General features: G+C 65.0%; 15 protein-coding genes. 14 read left to right on the top strand and 1 reads right to left on the bottom strand.

The genetic code is table 11. The features are described 5' to 3' along the window. Positions 1-94 precede the first annotated feature (94 nt). Positions 95-1438: a Glu/Leu/Phe/Val dehydrogenase gene (locus ACGK9R_RS01015; protein WP_394577699.1), complete on the top strand. Its 1344-nt coding sequence runs from the start codon at positions 95-97 to the stop codon at positions 1436-1438. A 59-nt stretch (positions 1439-1497) separates the two neighbouring features. On the opposite strand, the gene ACGK9R_RS01020 is transcribed toward ACGK9R_RS01015, so the two are convergent. Beyond that, the gene (locus ACGK9R_RS01020) at positions 1498-2004 is read right to left on the bottom strand and encodes a PepSY domain-containing protein (RefSeq protein ID WP_394577700.1); all 507 of its coding nucleotides are present in this window, start codon (positions 2002-2004) and stop codon (positions 1498-1500) included. 166 nt (positions 2005-2170) lie between these two features. Between ACGK9R_RS01020 and ACGK9R_RS01025 the strand changes: the two genes are divergently transcribed. From ACGK9R_RS01025 to ACGK9R_RS01085, 13 genes are all read left to right on the top strand, one after another. After that, on the top strand, positions 2171-2536 hold the full coding sequence (locus tag ACGK9R_RS01025) for a PepSY domain-containing protein (RefSeq protein ID WP_394577701.1): 366 nt from the start codon (positions 2171-2173) through the stop codon (positions 2534-2536). Further along, on the top strand, positions 2536-3207 hold the full coding sequence (locus tag ACGK9R_RS01030) for a winged helix-turn-helix domain-containing protein (protein ID WP_394577702.1): 672 nt from the start codon (positions 2536-2538) through the stop codon (positions 3205-3207). Before ACGK9R_RS01025 ends, ACGK9R_RS01030 begins: the two co-directional genes overlap by 1 nt. Next, positions 3200-4546: a sensor histidine kinase gene (locus tag ACGK9R_RS01035; protein ID WP_394577703.1), complete on the top strand. Its 1347-nt coding sequence runs from the start codon at positions 3200-3202 to the stop codon at positions 4544-4546. Before ACGK9R_RS01030 ends, ACGK9R_RS01035 begins: the two co-directional genes overlap by 8 nt. Further along, positions 4539-6473, top strand: coding sequence for an alkaline phosphatase D family protein (locus tag ACGK9R_RS01040; RefSeq protein ID WP_394577704.1), 1935 nt, complete (start codon positions 4539-4541; stop codon positions 6471-6473). Before ACGK9R_RS01035 ends, ACGK9R_RS01040 begins: the two co-directional genes overlap by 8 nt. Before the next feature lie 148 nt (positions 6474-6621). Further along, positions 6622-7584, top strand: coding sequence for a phosphate/phosphite/phosphonate ABC transporter substrate-binding protein (gene phnD / locus ACGK9R_RS01045; protein ID WP_394577705.1), 963 nt, complete (start codon positions 6622-6624; stop codon positions 7582-7584). A gap of 73 nt (positions 7585-7657) precedes the next feature. Beyond that, the gene (phnC, locus tag ACGK9R_RS01050) at positions 7658-8506 is read left to right on the top strand and encodes a phosphonate ABC transporter ATP-binding protein (RefSeq protein ID WP_394577707.1); all 849 of its coding nucleotides are present in this window, start codon (positions 7658-7660) and stop codon (positions 8504-8506) included. After that, positions 8503-9327, top strand: a complete 825-nt coding sequence (gene phnE / locus ACGK9R_RS01055; protein ID WP_394577708.1) for a phosphonate ABC transporter, permease protein PhnE — start codon at positions 8503-8505, stop codon at positions 9325-9327. The genes phnC and phnE (ACGK9R_RS01055) overlap by 4 nt, the downstream gene beginning before the upstream one ends. 13 nt (positions 9328-9340) lie before the next feature. Then, positions 9341-10156, top strand: coding sequence for a phosphonate ABC transporter, permease protein PhnE (phnE, locus tag ACGK9R_RS01060; protein WP_394577709.1), 816 nt, complete (start codon positions 9341-9343; stop codon positions 10154-10156). A 77-nt stretch (positions 10157-10233) separates the two neighbouring features. Continuing rightward, on the top strand, positions 10234-10764 hold the full coding sequence (locus ACGK9R_RS01065; protein ID WP_394577710.1) for a C40 family peptidase: 531 nt from the start codon (positions 10234-10236) through the stop codon (positions 10762-10764). 146 nt (positions 10765-10910) lie between these two features. Then, complete coding sequence (locus ACGK9R_RS01070; RefSeq protein WP_394577711.1) at positions 10911-12686, top strand: putative bifunctional diguanylate cyclase/phosphodiesterase; 1776 nt, start codon at positions 10911-10913, stop codon at positions 12684-12686. Positions 12687-12722: 36 nt separating this feature from the next. After that, a complete protein-coding gene (locus tag ACGK9R_RS01075) occupies positions 12723-12947 on the top strand; it encodes a DUF2835 family protein (protein ID WP_394577712.1) in 225 nt (74 codons plus the stop codon). 142 nt (positions 12948-13089) lie between these two features. After that, positions 13090-13680 carry an antibiotic biosynthesis monooxygenase gene (locus tag ACGK9R_RS01080; protein ID WP_394577713.1) on the top strand — a complete coding sequence of 197 codons (591 nt, stop codon included), beginning with the start codon at positions 13090-13092 and terminating at the stop codon, positions 13678-13680. A 41-nt stretch (positions 13681-13721) separates the two neighbouring features. Beyond that, positions 13722-14393, top strand: coding sequence for a glutathione S-transferase family protein (locus ACGK9R_RS01085; RefSeq protein WP_394577714.1), 672 nt, complete (start codon positions 13722-13724; stop codon positions 14391-14393). The last annotated feature ends 17 nt before the right edge of the window (positions 14394-14410 follow it).

Genomic DNA, 14410 nt, shown 5'->3' on the forward strand with positions numbered 1-14410 from the left:
ATGACGCTTATATTAGGCGCGGGCGAAATAATAAAGGGCTGCTACGCTTTAAGTCTCACCGACCTTCGATTCCATTGATACAGGGAGTGTGTTCATGGCGAAAGCAACGTCCAAAAAAACCAAAAACGCTAAAAAAGAGGCGACGGATCAGTCTCATATTGAAGCGCGGGCGCTGACTCCGCAAACCGGCGCGGCACTTTTCGAGGACGCCCGCTCGCGCCTGGAAGAAGTGTTCCAGGCGCTCGATACGCCCCACGATGCCCGTTCACGGCTGATGCAGCCGGCAGCGTCGCTGCAGGTGAGCGTGCCGGTGCGCATGGATGATGGCAGCCTGCAGGCGTTTCCCGCCTGGCGGGTGCAGTACGATATATCGCTCGGCCCGGCCAAGGGCGGCGTGCGTTTTCACCCGGACGTCAACCAGCACGAGGTCACCACGCTGAGCTTCTGGATGGCGGTGAAGTGCGCGGTCGTGGGGTTGCCCTTCGGCGGCGGCAAGGGCGGCGTGCAGGTCGACCCCAAACAGCTTTCGTCACTGGAGCGCGAACGCCTGGCGCGCGGCTACATTCGCGCCATCGCCGATATCATGGGGCCGGATCGCGACATTCCCGCACCGGACATGAATACCGACGCCGAGGTGATGGGCTGGATGATCGACGAGTACGAAAACATCAAGCGCGTCCGAGCGCCAGCGGCGATCACCGGCAAACCGATTCCGCTGGGTGGCTCTCAGGGCCGGGTGGAAGCCACCGGCCACGGCGCGCTTACCGTGCTCGACCTGTGGGCCGAGCAGGAAAACCGCAAGCCCGAAGAGACCACCGTGGCGGTGCAGGGCTTTGGCAACGCCGCCTACCACTTCGCCCGCCAGGCCGCCGAGCGCGGCTACAAGGTGGTGGCGGTGTCCGACTCCAGCGGCGGTATTTACAAGGAGGAAGGGCTCGATATCGACGCGGCGAAAAAGGCCAAGCAGAAGCACGGTGAACTTGCCAAGTGCCGCCAGGGCAAGCGCATCAAGGGTGACGAGCTGCTCGCGCTCGAGGTCGATGTGCTGGCCCTCGCCGCCATGGAAAACCAGGTGACCGGCGACAACGTCGGCGATGTGGCCGCCGGCATGGTGCTCGAAATCGCCAACGGCCCGGTCACCAGCGACGCCGACGCCGCGCTCGAAAAGCGCGGTATCGACGTGCTGCCGGACGTGCTGGCCAATACCGGCGGGGTCATCGTCAGCTACTTCGAGTGGCTGCAGAACCGCGCCGGGCAAGCCTGGAGCGAAGAGGACGTCAACCAGCGGCTGGACGAAAAGCTCGAGCGCGAAGCGCGCCAGGTGCTGGAGCGTGCCCGTGACGAGAAGATCACCTACCGCCAAGCGGCGTACCGCCAGGGCATCGAGCGCATCACCGAGGCGCTACTGGCCCGCGGCAACTGTCAGGACTGCCGCTAGCCGGGTCCAAACGCAAACGGCGGGCCATCGGGCCCGCCGTTTGCGTTCTGGTAGCGTAATTAGTCGCGATCGACCTCGACCACCTCATAAGAGCCCTGGCGGACGCTTACGTCGATGTCGCGGCCGCTCTCGTCGCGGCCTTCGAGATCGATGATGCCGCTGCGGTTGATGTCGATCTCCTCGAAATCGACCATGCCTTCCTGGCGGGCCCTCTCGAAAGCCTGGCGAATGTCCTCTTCACTCATGCCCCAGGCGCCGCTGACCAGGCGCTCGCGCTCTTCGCTCAGGGTTTCGCCGCTATCGAGCGAAAACTCGACATCGGCATACCACTCTTCGTCGAGCCAGCCCTCGACTTCGATGCGGTTGCCGCCATCGACGCTGAGCTCCTCGATGTGGGTAAAGCCGTAATCGGCGGTGAAGCCCAGCACGTCGTCGAGGCGATCCAGCGACAGGGTATCGGCCTGGGCGGTGCCCACGGCAGCGGTGAGCAGAAGGGCGGAGGCGGAGATCAAGGCTGCTTTCTTGATCAGGTTTTTTTGCATCAGGGTTTTGTGCATAAAGGGCATGTCAAACTCCTTCTCGAACGATCAAGGTTGAATATTGACCCGCATCGGCGTCGTGGATCGCGATGCGACACGCTCTTTATAACAGCGCGCTTCTTTCGCCAACCTGAAGGCGCCGTTCATCCAGCGTTCATCTCGGGTTTGGCATTCTTGGCGCATGAAAACGCTTATGTCGCTCTCGTCTTCCTTCGCACGCGCCGGGCTCGTGATCGCCCTGGCGGCGCTTGTGTGCGTGGGCGCAAGTGTTGCCAGCGAACGTGCGCTAGCGTCCTGGGAGGGGCTTCATGGCCAGGTGCGGCGCGGCGAAGCAGTTAGCCTCGAGTCGCTTTTGAACTGGCTGGAGGCGCGCTATCTTGGCGAGGTGATCGAGATCGAAATGGAGCGCGACGACGGCGAGATCGAGTACGAGATCAAGATGCTCGGCCCCCAGGGCCAGGTGGTCGAGTTCGAGTTCGACGGCAGAAGCGGCCAACTGATGAAAATCGAGGGCGTGCGCATCAACGAAATGCGTCGTAAAGACGTCGAAGGTGAGTGATGAAGTGTTTAGTGGTAGAGGATGACCAGGCGCTAGCCTTCGAGCTTGGCCAGGCGCTCAAGGAGGGCGACTGGCTGGTGGAAACCGTGGCGACCGGCGCCGAGGCGGATTTTCTGGTGCGCACCGAGGTGTACGACGCGCTGGTGCTGGACCTTGGCCTGCCCGACGGCGACGGCACGCGCTGGCTCGGTGCCTGGCGCGACGACGGCATCGACCTGCCGGTGTTGATTCTTACTGCCCGCGAGCGCTGGGCGGACAAGGCTGCAGGGTTCACCGCCGGCGCCGACGACTATGTCACCAAGCCCTTCGAGGCCGCCGAGGTGCTGTTTCGTCTGCGCGCGATCCTGCGCCGCACCCACGGCCACGCCCACCCGGTGATCAGGGTGGGGGAGCTTGGCCTTGATACCCATACCCAGAACGTGACGCTCGCCGGGCGCCCGATCAGCCTGACCGCCCAGGAAACACGGCTTCTGAGCTACCTGATGCACGCCGCCCCGCGAGTGGTCAGTCGCGCCGAACTCGCCGAGCACGTTTACGATCGTGATCAGGAGCCGGACTCCAACGTCATCGACGTGCAGATCAGCCGGCTGCGGCGCAAGCTCGGCGCCTGGCGCATCGCCACTTTGCGCGGCCAGGGCTACCGGCTTTTGGCCGAGTCGCCGGATGCCTAGCCTGCGTGCCCGGCGCTCGATCGCCACCCGGCTACTGCTCGCCGCGCTCGCGATCATTGGCCTGGCGCTGCCGCTTGCCGGGTGGCTGCTTTCACACCACTACCAGCGCACGGCGGTGGAGGCCTTCGATGAGCGCCTCGAGGCAACGCTCAACGTGGTGATCGCCGGTGTGACCTTCGACCCGGTCCGCCAAACGCTGGGTTATCAAAGCGCGCTTGGCGATGCGCGCTTCGACCAGGTATTTTCCGGCTGGTATTGGCAAATCACCGACCAGGGCGAGCACCGGCTCGCCTCGCGTTCGCTGTGGGACCAGCGCCTGCCGGTCACCGACAGCCGAACGCTCAGCGCGCGCAGTCTCGAAGGCCCGCGTGGCCAGCCGCTGCGCGTGGTCGAGCGCGACATCTACCTTGCGCCGCTGTCGTCGCCGCTGCACGTCAGCGTCGCCGCCGACGAAAGCAGCCTGCAGGCGGACATTCTCGGCTTTCAGCAGCTGTTGTGGCTGGGGATCGTGGCGCTCTCGGCGCTGTTGCTCGGCGTACTGGCGCTGCAGGTACGCTTCGGGCTGGCGCCGCTTCGGCGCATGAATGCCCATCTGCGCGCGGTCGAGCAGGGCGCGGCGAGCCGCATGGACACCCGCTTGCCCGAGGAGCTCGCCACCCTGGCCGGGTCGATGAACGCGGTGCTCGCCCGCGACGAGCGGCTGATCGAGCGCGGTCGCCACGCCGCGGGCAATCTCGCTCACGCGCTGAAAACACCGCTTTCCGTAATGCGCCTTCAGCTCAAGCACGTTGAGCCGGACCAGCGCGAACGCCTCGACACCGAGCTTGCGCGTATCGACGCCGCCGTGCGCCACCACCTGGCCCGCGCCTCGGCGGCGGGCAGCGGCCCGGCATTGGCCTCGATGTCGCTCGAAAAAGCCCTCGATGGGCTGATCGAGGGCCTGACGCGGCTGGCTGCGCGCCGCCAGATCTCCCTGACGCCGCGCTGGCAAACGCGTCCGCGGGTCCGCCTCGACCAGCAGGACGCCCAGGAAATCGTCGGCAACCTGCTCGATAATGCGCTGCGCTGGGCGCAAAGCCGCGTGACGCTATCGATCGCGATACAAGGCGCCACGCTCACCCTGAGCGTGGCCGACGACGGGCCGGGCATGAGCGAAAGCGAGTGCACCGCGGCGCTCGAGCGCGGCAAGCGCCTTGATGAGCAGCGCTCGGAAAGCGGGCTGGGGCTCGCCATCGTGGCGGATCTGGTAGCGCTTTACGGCGGTACCCTCACGCTTTCCCGCGCCGAGATCGGCGGGCTCGACGTTACCCTGACGCTGCCGGTGGTGGTCCATGACTGAACGCAACGCCCTCAACGCTTCCGCGCTGCCCGAGGTGCTGGTCGGCCCGCTGCTGCGCCGGTTGAGCACGACCCGGCTTTCGCTGTGGCTTTTGACCACGCGCCCGCTCGAGATGGCGCTGGTGCTCTTTCCCGGCCAACGCGTCGAGCGCGCGCTGGCCCTCGACGCGGCGAAGCGCCTGCGTATTGGCCATCACGCGTACATTGTCCTGATCGACGTGGCGCTCGACGAACCGCTGCCTTGCGATACGCGCATCGACTACGACCTGCGCCTGAAAGATTCGGCGGGGTATTGGCGTTCGATCAACGAGTGGGCGAGCTGGCTTTGCCATGACGGTCAGCCAACCCCCGCCTTCGTGCTCGCCTCGCGCCACCACCGTTTGATGCACGGCTCATGTCGCAAGCCGCACCACGAAAGCGCTGATGGCCTGGTGCGCGGCGATGCCTGGCTTGCCGAGCAGCAAAACGCGCCCGGCCAGTGGCCGGCGTGGCTTCTGATGACCGGTGACCAGGTGTACGTGGACGACGTGGCGGGGCCGACCCTTGCCGCGATTCATGCGCTGATCCGGCGTCTCGGGCTTTACGACGAAACGCTCGAAGGTGCGACGGTCGCCGATAGCCAGGCGCTTTACGCCGCCCCGGAGAGCTATTATCACCGCGAAGCGCTGCTGCCGGACGTGACCAGCAACGCCGCGCTGCGCGAGCGCTTTTTCGGCGGGGTGAAAAAGCCGGTGTTCACCTCGGCGAACGCCTCGAACCACCTGATGACACTGGCCGAAATGCTCGCCATGTACTGCCTGGTGTGGTCGCCGACGCCCTGGCGGCTGATCGAGGTGGCCATGCCGGCGTTGGCGGAAAAGGACGCCGCCGTTTACCGCCAGGAGCAGGCGGTCATGGACACCTTCGTCGAGGGCGTCGCGCAGTCTGCCCGACTGATGGCGCATCTGCCGACGCTGATGATCTTCGACGATCACGACGTGACCGACGACTGGAACCTGACCGCCGACTGGGAGCGCTGCGCCTACGGGCATCCGTTTTCCAAACGCATCATCGGCAACGCCCTGATCGCCTATCTGCTCTGCCAGGGGTGGGGCAACGACCCGGACAAGCTCACACCGCTGATCGACGAGGCCGGCGCGCTGCTCGACACGGAAAAAGGCCGTTTGGAAGCCTTGCGGCAGGATCGCTTCATCGAGCGGCTGCTGCGCTTTCAGGGCTGGGAGTTTCAGGTGCCCGGGGAGCCTGCGCTTCTGGTGCTGGATACCCGCACCCGGCGCTGGCGCAGCGAGCGAAGCCCCAAACGCCCCTCCGGGCTGATGGACTGGGAGGCGTTGATGGAGATGCAGCAGGCACTTCTCGAGTGCCAGAGCGCGGTGATCGTCTCGCCGGCACCGATGTTTGGCGTCAAGCTGATCGAAGGCGTGCAGAAGCTCTTTACCCTGGCGGGCAAGCCGCTGGTGGTGGACGCCGAGAACTGGATGGCACACCGCGGTGCGGCCAACGTGCTGTTACAAATCTGGCGCCACTCGAAAACGCCGGGCAACTACGTGATTCTCTCCGGCGATGTCCACTACTCCTTCGTGTATGACGTTTTCGTGCGCCGGGCCGAGCACGCGCCGCACCTGTGGCAGATCACCTCGAGCGGTATCAAGAACACCTTCCCCAAACAGCTTCTGAACCTTTTCGACCGGCTCAATCGCTGGCTCTACGCGCCCTGGTCACCGCTGAACTGGTTCACCAAGCGGCGCAAGTTCGACGTGGTGCCCCGCGACCCTGAACCGGCCAGCGCCGGTGAGCGGCTGGTCAATGCAAGCGGGCTCGGGCTTGTCGATCTCGATGCTCGGGGCCGACCTTCTGCCATTCGCCAACTCGACGCCCGCGGCGGCGAGGTCACGTTCCCCCCTCCCGAGCCTTCCTCGCACGACTAAGGCAGAGCGTGCCATCGGCTAGTCGTTCAGCGCGGTAAGCAGTGCGATTCTGCCCAAGGGTCATCGGTTCGTCATGCAACTGTCGCGCCGCTGTCATGCGCGGCTGCCACGATGCAATCACTTCGAACAATGCCCTCGGGAACCCACCATGACACGCTCCTTGACTCGTACGCTTGCCAGTGCCGCCGTGACCGGCGCCTTGGCACTGACCGCGCTTAACGCCGCCGCCGATCTCTCCTCGCGCTACACCGACAACGACGGTGACATGATCGCCGATGTACCGACGGACGAGTCCCAGTGGGTCGACCCCAGCACGCTGGTGTTCGCCTATACGCCGGTGGAGGACCCGGCGGTGTACGCCGAGGTGTGGGCGGATTTTCTCGACCACTTGAGTGAGGCGACCGGCAAGAACGTGCAGTTCTTCCCGGTGCAGTCCAACGCCGCCCAGCAGGAGGCGCTGCGCGCCGGACGCCTGCACATCGCCGGGTTCAACACCGGCGGCGTGCCGGTGGCGGTGAACTGCGGCGGCTTCCGGCCGTTCGCCATGATGGCCGCCGAGGATGGCAGCTTCGGTTACGAAATGGAGATCATCACCTATCCGGGTAGCGGCATCGCGTCCGTCGAGGATCTGGAAGGGCGCCAGCTGGCGTTCACCTCCGAAACCTCCAACTCGGGTTTTCGCGCGCCGTCGGCGCTGCTTCGCTCCGAGTACGGCCTGGAGGCGGGCGAGGATTTCGAAACCGCCTTCTCCGGCTCCCACGACAACTCGATTCTGGGCGTGATCAACCAGGATTACGACGCGGCCGCGATCGCCAACTCGGTGGCCACGCGCATGATCGCCCGCGGCGTGATCGATGAAAACGACTTCGACGTCATCTACACCTCGGAAACCTTCCCCACCACTGGCTACGGCCTGGCGCACAACCTGAAGCCGGAACTCGCCCAGCAGATTCAGGATGCGTTCTTCAGCTATGACTGGGAAGGCACGCCGCTGGCGGCGGAGTTCGCCAACTCCGGCGAGGCGCAGTTCATCCCCATCACTTACGCCGATGACTGGTCGGTGATCCGCACCATCGCCGACGCCAACGACGTGGCCTACGACTGCGACTGATCCCAGGTTTCACTCCCTTCTTTCGGCCGGAAGCAGCGCTTCCGGCCGAGTTTTGTCACGATGAGGTACTCCCATGCTCACACTCAAAGGCGTTGGTAAACGCTACCCCACCGGCGATCGCGCCCTGAGCGACATCGATTTGACGCTGCCCAGGGGGCAGGTGCTGGCGCTGATCGGCCCGTCAGGCGCCGGCAAAAGCACCCTGATCCGCTGCGTGAACCGGCTGGTGGAGCCAAGCCAAGGCAGCATTCGCCTGGAGGGCGATGAGCTGACCGCGCTTTCCGGCGCCGGGCTCAGGCGGGCGCGGCGTTCGATGGGCATGATCTTTCAGGAGTACGCGCTGGTCGACCGGCTCTCGGTGATGGAGAACGTGCTCTCCGGGCGGCTGGGCTACGTCGGCTTCTGGCGCAGTTTCTTTCGTCGCTACCCCGAGGATGCGGTGCGCGAGGCGTTTCGTCTGCTCGAGCGGGTCGGGCTAGAGCACGCCATCGACAAGCGCGCCGACGCGCTCTCCGGCGGCCAGCGCCAGCGGGTGGGCATCGCCCGGGCGCTGTTGCAAAGCCCGAGACTTTTACTGGTCGACGAGCCCACGGCGAGCCTCGACCCGAAAACCTCGCGCCAGATCATGCGCCTGATTCGCGAGCTCTGCGCCGAGCGGGGCTTGGCCGCGATCATCAATATCCACGACGTGGCGCTGGCCCAGCAGTTCGCCGACCGCATCGTCGGCTTGCGCGCCGGGCAGATCGTCTTCGACGGCGCGCCGAGCGGGCTCACCAGTGAGATCCTCACCACGATCTACGGCGAGGAGGAGTGGGATACCCGGGTCGAGCCGGAGGATACCGAGGCGCGGCCCGCCCTGGCATCGCGCGAGCCAGGCGCCAGCCGGGCGTTCACGCCAGCGGTGAGCGGGGGGCTGCGATGAGCGCTCGAATTGATGCGCGGCTGGCCGCGGCGCGCCAGGGGCAGTGGCGAAAGCCCGCCTTCATCGAGCGGACGTGGCTGCGCTGGGCGCTCGGCGCCGGCACCCTTTTGTACCTTGCGCTGGCGCTGGGCACCGTCGAGGTGAACTGGGCGCGGGTCGCCGAAGGCGCCGGGCGCGGGCTCAACTTTCTGGCCGCCTTTGCTCAGCCGGATTTCGTCAGCCGTCAGGGCGATATCGTCGCAGGGCTGATCGAGAGTCTGACCATGACGCTCACCTCCACGGTGATCGGCGTGCTGCTCGCCATTCCCGTGGGCCTTGGGGCGGCGCGCAACGTGGCGCCGCTGCCGGTTTATGCGCTGTGCCGGGGCATCATCGCGGTGTCGCGTACGTTTCAGGAGATCATCATCGCCATTTTGTTCGTGGTGATGTTCGGCTTCGGCCCGCTGGCGGGCATGATCACGCTGGCCTTCGCTACTGTCGGCTTCATGGCGAAGCTCTTGGCCGAGGACATCGAGGATCTCGATGGGCGCCAGGTCGAGGCGGTGCGCGCCACCGGCGCCGGCTGGTGGCAGGTGATGAACCAGGCGGTGCAGCCCCAGGTCATGCCGCGGCTGATCGGGCTTTCGATGTACCGGCTCGACATCAACTTTCGCGAATCCTCGGTGATCGGCATCGTCGGCGCCGGCGGCATCGGCGCGACCTTGAACACCTCGCTGAGCCGCTACGAGTACAGCACGTCGGCGGCGATCCTTCTGATCATCATCGCCATCGTGCTGGCCAGCGAGTACGCCTCCAGCCACGTTCGCCGCTTTACCCAATAAGCAGGAACCCATCATGCCCGTTTCGACCTCTCTCGATGGCCAGCCGCTGTGGCAGCGGCGCACCAGCCGCGCCCAGTGGCTGCGCTTTGGCGCCTGGCTTATCGGCCTCTGCCTTTTTCTGCTCTGCTGGAAGGTGATTTCCGACAACACCATGTGGGTGTTCGCCCTCGACGCCGGGCGCCAGGGCAGTGACCTTATAAGCCGGATGCTGCCGCCGCGCTGGGCCTACGCGGCGAGCCTCTGGCAGCCGATGTGGGATACGCTCAATATCGCCACCCTGGGCACGGCGCTGGGGATTGTCATGGCCTTTCCCGTGGCGTTTCTCGCCGCGCGCAACACCACGCCGCACCCGCTGGTGCGAAGCCTGGCGCTGACCGTGATCGTCTCGTCGCGCTCGATCAACTCGCTGATCTGGGCGATGCTGTTGGTGACCATCGTCGGCCCCGGCGTGCTCGCCGGCATCATCGCCATCGCGCTGCGCTCGATCGGCTTCGTCGGCAAGCTCTTGTACGAGGCGATCGAGGAGATCCACCCAACGCCGGTCGAGGCGATCAGCGCCACCGGCGCGGGGCGTTTGCAGGTGATGAGCTACGCCGTGCTGCCCCAGGTCCTGCCGGCGTTTGCCGGCATCAGCGTCTACCGCTGGGATATCAACATCCGCGAGTCCACCGTGCTGGGGCTGGTCGGCGCCGGCGGCATCGGACTTGCGCTCAACGCGTCGATCAACAGCCTCGCCTGGAGCCAGGTCAGCGTCATCTTCGTGATGATCTTCGCCACCGTCATCGTCTCGGAGTGGGTATCGGCGAAGGTACGTCACGCCATGATCTAGGCCGGCAGGTTACTGTGGCAAGCGCTTGTCCCTTGAGCCATGATGAAGCCTCATTAAAACCATTGGCCGAGCGCACCATGCCGATCACCCCTTGTTACCCCGTTGTTCGTTTTCCCTTCGCACGTCATCTGCCTCGCGCTTTGCAGCGTCTCGGGGCACTGCTGGCGCTTTTTCTGCTCGCCGGCTGCGCCAGCAAGGAGATCGCCACCGCCCCGAGTCAGGGCGCGAACATGGCGGGCATCTCGATGGAGCGCGCGCTGATTCTCTCTCACGCCCAGCAGGCGATCGGCACGCCGTACCGCTTTGGCGGGAACACGCCCAGGGGGCTCGACTGCTCCGGGCTGGTGGAAATGACCTACCGCGCCGCCGGACTCAACGTGCCGCGCACCGCCGACCAACAGTACCGGGCACTGCCGGGCACGGATTCACCGCGCCCGGGCGACCTGCTCTTCTTCGGCAGCGGCTCGAAAGCCACCCATGTGGGTATTTACCGCGGCAATCGCCAGATGATTCACGCCCCCGGTAGCGGCCGTCAGGTGGTCAGCGTGCCGTTGGACATCGATTACTGGGAGAATCGCTACCTGGGCGCCGCCGCACTTGCACCCTGAATCGGACGATCAGGTATTTAATGAAACGGCACGCATAAAGTGTTAGTAGTGGTAGTATTTGGTGAACTAGATTTATCCTATTGGCCGGTGATTTTTGGCCTTGCATCGCGTAGAGGTCCACTACTCGGTTTACTTGAGGAGCCATCGTGGCCCAATACACAATGGATGCCGCGTCGTCGTTGCCGGGAGCTGCACCGCTTGGGGTGGTGGCCTGCAACGCCCCGTTCTCGCCCGGCGAAGCAGCGTTTTGCTGTGCCAATGAAGCCATCATCATCACCGACGCAAGCAACCGGATCATCGACGTCAATCCGGCGTTCTGCGAGCTGACCGGGCTTTCCCGCGAGCAGGCGCTGGACCAGTCGCCACACTCCATCAGCATTCTGGCGCTCAACGATCATTCCGGCGTGCGCGAGAAGGAGGGCGTGCCGTTTCGCGACCGCAGCAAGAGCCAAGTGAGCTACCGCGGCCACGATGGCAAATCCTACCCGGCGATGATGTCGACCAACCGGGTGCGCAACGAGAAAGGCGAGGTGGCCTATCACGTCATCGTGCTCTCGGATCTTTCCGCCATTCCTGCCCACGCGCGACACTTGAACCGCGACATCAGCTTCGACTCGCTGACCGGGCTACCCAACCTGCACCTTTTGACTCAGCTGATTCACGAGTCTCTTCAGCACGCCGAGGAGAAGGGCCAGTGCCTGGCGGTGTGCTCGCTCGATATCGACTACTTTCAAACCATCAACGAGCGCCTCGGCGCCCAGGTCGGCGATGCGATTCTGACCGCCTTCGCCCAGCGCGTCAGCCACCTGCTGTTCGGCGACGATGTTCTGGCCCGGGTGGGCGGCGACGAGTTCGTGCTGCTGCTGCATCACGGCGTGGACGAGGCGTATTTCGAGGCGCTACTGGGCTCCATTCGACAGCCGCTTTTGATCAACGGGCAGAGCATTTATCTGACGGTGAGCCTGGGGGTGACGCTCTACCCCAACGACTACGCCCAGGGCGACGTGCTCTTGCGCCACGCCAATCAGGCGATGTATCGCGCCAAGCAGCGCGGACGCGATATCTACCACTTCTTCGACCCGGACCAGGATCGGCTGCTGCGCGCACGCCAGCAGCAGCGTCAGCGCTTCCAGCAGGCGATCGACGACGACGAGCTGCGCCTTTTCTATCAGCCGCAGATCGACATGCGAAGCGGCGCCGTCATCGGGCTCGAGGCGCTGATTCGTTGGCAGCACCCGGAAGAGGGGTTGCTGCCGCCGGCGGCTTTTCTACCGGTGGTCGAAGCCACGCCGCTCGAGACGGCGCTGGGGGAGTGGGTGATCGACGCCGCGCTCGATCAGCTCACCCGCTGGCAGGCGCTGGGCATCACGCTCACGGTGAGCGTCAATGTCAGCCCCTCGCACCTGCTGGTGAAGGATTTCAGCCAGCGGCTCGGCGAATGTCTGGCGCGTTACCCGAGCATCGACCCCGCGCTTTTGAAGCTCGAGGTGCTCGAAAGCGCTGCGATTCATGACATCGAGTCGGCGCTGGTGAACATGGCCAACTGCCAGGCGCTGGGTATCGGCTTCGCCATCGACGACTTCGGTACCGGGTTCTCGTCGCTGACCCATCTTCGCCAGCTGCCGGTGAACCTGATCAAGATCGACCAGAGTTTCGTGCGCGACATGCTCGTCGACCACGACGACATGGCGATCGTCGAAAGCGTGATCTACATGGCCAACCGCTTCAAGAAACCAATGCTGGCCGAAGGCGTGGAGACGCTGGCCCACGCCAGTGCGCTGCTGGCGCTGGGCTGCCCGCTGGCTCAGGGCTACGGTATCGCTCGGCCCATGCCCGCCGATGACGTGCCGGGCTGGCTCGAGCGCTGGCCAGAGCGCCTCGAGTGGCAGAGCTTGAGGCCACTCTCGAAAGGGCTTTTATAGCCCTTCGCCTGACGACTTTCGCCATTCGATCCGCCCATGCCCTCTATCGACGTGATCCTGAACTTGACCCCGCGCGAGTGCCTGGCGCACTACGAAGGGCGCTATGACAGCGTGCGCGCTAAAAGCGTGGACGGCCGCTGGGTGGCGTTTCCCGCCGAGGCGCTGCGCCGCGTGGTCGACCGAAGCGGCGTGCACGGCGTTTACCGGCTGACCTTCACCGACCAGGGGCGCTTTCGCGCCATCACCCTGGTGCGACGTTAAGCGCCGCCCCGCCCGGGCGTTCTGGCATCGAAATTGCCTATATACTGTGAAGTCAGGACTACGAAACTCGCCGGAGCTTACCCGCTCGGCGAACGGCGCTCGCTTACCCAGTGGGCGCCTTTTATCGATCAGGAGATCACCCATGTCTGCCTTGCCCGTCACGCTGATGGTGGCGCGCCGCGTCGCTAACGGCCGCTATCAGGACTTTCACCGCTGGCTCAACGAGGGCCGCGATCTGGCCTCGGACTTCCCCGGTTATCTGGGCTCCGGCGTGCTGGCGCCGCCCAGAGGCGACGACGAGTATCAGATCGTGTTTCGCTTCAGCGATCCGGATACGCTCAACGCCTGGGAGTTTTCGGCCTCGCGCAAGGGCTGGCTCAAGCGCGGCCAGGGGCTTTTTGATTCCCCGGTCGAGCAGCGCGCCATGGGCCTGGGCGCCTGGTTTCACATGGACGGGGTCGAGCCCACGCCGCGCTGGAAGCAGGCGGTGGCGGTATGGCTGGCGTTTTTTCCCATTTCCCTGCTGTTTCAGTGGCTGTTCGGCGGCCTGCTCGCCGACTGGGCGCTGGTGCCGCGCGTGCTGGTCAGCACGCTCGCGCTCACGCCGATCATGGTGTTCATCTTCATTCCGCTCTCGACTCGGCTGCTCGCGCCCTGGCTCTCGGGGCGCTTCTCGCTCAAACAGGCGCTCGGCCGCTGGTGGCAGAGCCACCGCTTTCAGGCCAGGCTGTGAAGGCTCACATCTTGAACACTCAACCGGGCAGGGAAGACACCATGATCCACGTACACCATCTTGAAAAGTCGCGTTCGCACCGGGTCATCTGGCTGCTGGAGCTTCTGGGTCTCGACTACGAGATCCATGCCTATCGCCGCACCAAAAGCATGCAGGCGCCCAGGGAACTCAAGAAGGTGCATCCGCTGGGCAAGTCGCCGGTGATCGTCGATGGTGAGCTGACCATCGCCGAGTCCGGTGCGATCATCGACTACCTGATAAAGCGCTACGACGAAGAGGGGCATTTATCGCCCAGCGCCGATCATTTCGAGGCTTGGGTGGACTACCGCTACTGGCTGCACTACGCCGAAGGCTCGCTGATGCCGCTTCTGCTCATGAGCCTGATATTCAGTCAGATTCCCAAACAGTCGCCGGCGCTGGTGCGCCCGGTGGCCAAGGGCATCAGCTCGACCATCCGCGAGCGCTTCATCGACCCGCAGCTCGACCAGCACCTGGCGTTCATCGAAGCGCACCTGAGCGAGAAGGGTAGCTTCGGCGGGGCCTGGCCCAGCGGGGCGGATGTGCAGATGAGCTTTCCCATGCTGGCGCTCAAGGGCACCCGCTCGCTGGGCAGTTACCCGGCCATTGCCGCCTACACCCAGCGCCTGGAGAGCGACCCGGCCTGGCAGCGCACCGTCGAGCGCGCCGGGCCGCTGGAGATTCTCGAGCGCTGAACCAGCGCCGGGTGCGG

Source organism: Halomonas sp. HNIBRBA4712 (genome assembly GCF_043558675.1).
In the GTDB taxonomy this organism is placed as follows: Bacteria; Pseudomonadota; Gammaproteobacteria; order Pseudomonadales; family Halomonadaceae; genus Vreelandella.

Coding starts and splice junctions, on each gene's coding strand:
- ACGK9R_RS01015 (WP_394577699.1), top strand. CDS start 95: ATGGCGAAAGCAACGTCCAAAAAAACCAAAAACGCTAAAAAAGAGGCG.
- ACGK9R_RS01020 (WP_394577700.1), bottom strand. CDS start 2,004: ATGCCCTTTATGCACAAAACCCTGATGCAAAAAAACCTGATCAAGAAA.
- ACGK9R_RS01025 (WP_394577701.1), top strand. CDS start 2,171: ATGTCGCTCTCGTCTTCCTTCGCACGCGCCGGGCTCGTGATCGCCCTG.
- ACGK9R_RS01030 (WP_394577702.1), top strand. CDS start 2,536: ATGAAGTGTTTAGTGGTAGAGGATGACCAGGCGCTAGCCTTCGAGCTT.
- ACGK9R_RS01035 (WP_394577703.1), top strand. CDS start 3,200: ATGCCTAGCCTGCGTGCCCGGCGCTCGATCGCCACCCGGCTACTGCTC.
- ACGK9R_RS01040 (WP_394577704.1), top strand. CDS start 4,539: ATGACTGAACGCAACGCCCTCAACGCTTCCGCGCTGCCCGAGGTGCTG.
- phnD (WP_394577705.1), top strand. CDS start 6,622: ATGACACGCTCCTTGACTCGTACGCTTGCCAGTGCCGCCGTGACCGGC.
- phnC (WP_394577707.1), top strand. CDS start 7,658: ATGCTCACACTCAAAGGCGTTGGTAAACGCTACCCCACCGGCGATCGC.
- phnE (WP_394577708.1), top strand. CDS start 8,503: ATGAGCGCTCGAATTGATGCGCGGCTGGCCGCGGCGCGCCAGGGGCAG.
- phnE (WP_394577709.1), top strand. CDS start 9,341: ATGCCCGTTTCGACCTCTCTCGATGGCCAGCCGCTGTGGCAGCGGCGC.
- ACGK9R_RS01065 (WP_394577710.1), top strand. CDS start 10,234: ATGCCGATCACCCCTTGTTACCCCGTTGTTCGTTTTCCCTTCGCACGT.
- ACGK9R_RS01075 (WP_394577712.1), top strand. CDS start 12,723: ATGCCCTCTATCGACGTGATCCTGAACTTGACCCCGCGCGAGTGCCTG.
- ACGK9R_RS01080 (WP_394577713.1), top strand. CDS start 13,090: ATGTCTGCCTTGCCCGTCACGCTGATGGTGGCGCGCCGCGTCGCTAAC.
- ACGK9R_RS01085 (WP_394577714.1), top strand. CDS start 13,722: ATGATCCACGTACACCATCTTGAAAAGTCGCGTTCGCACCGGGTCATC.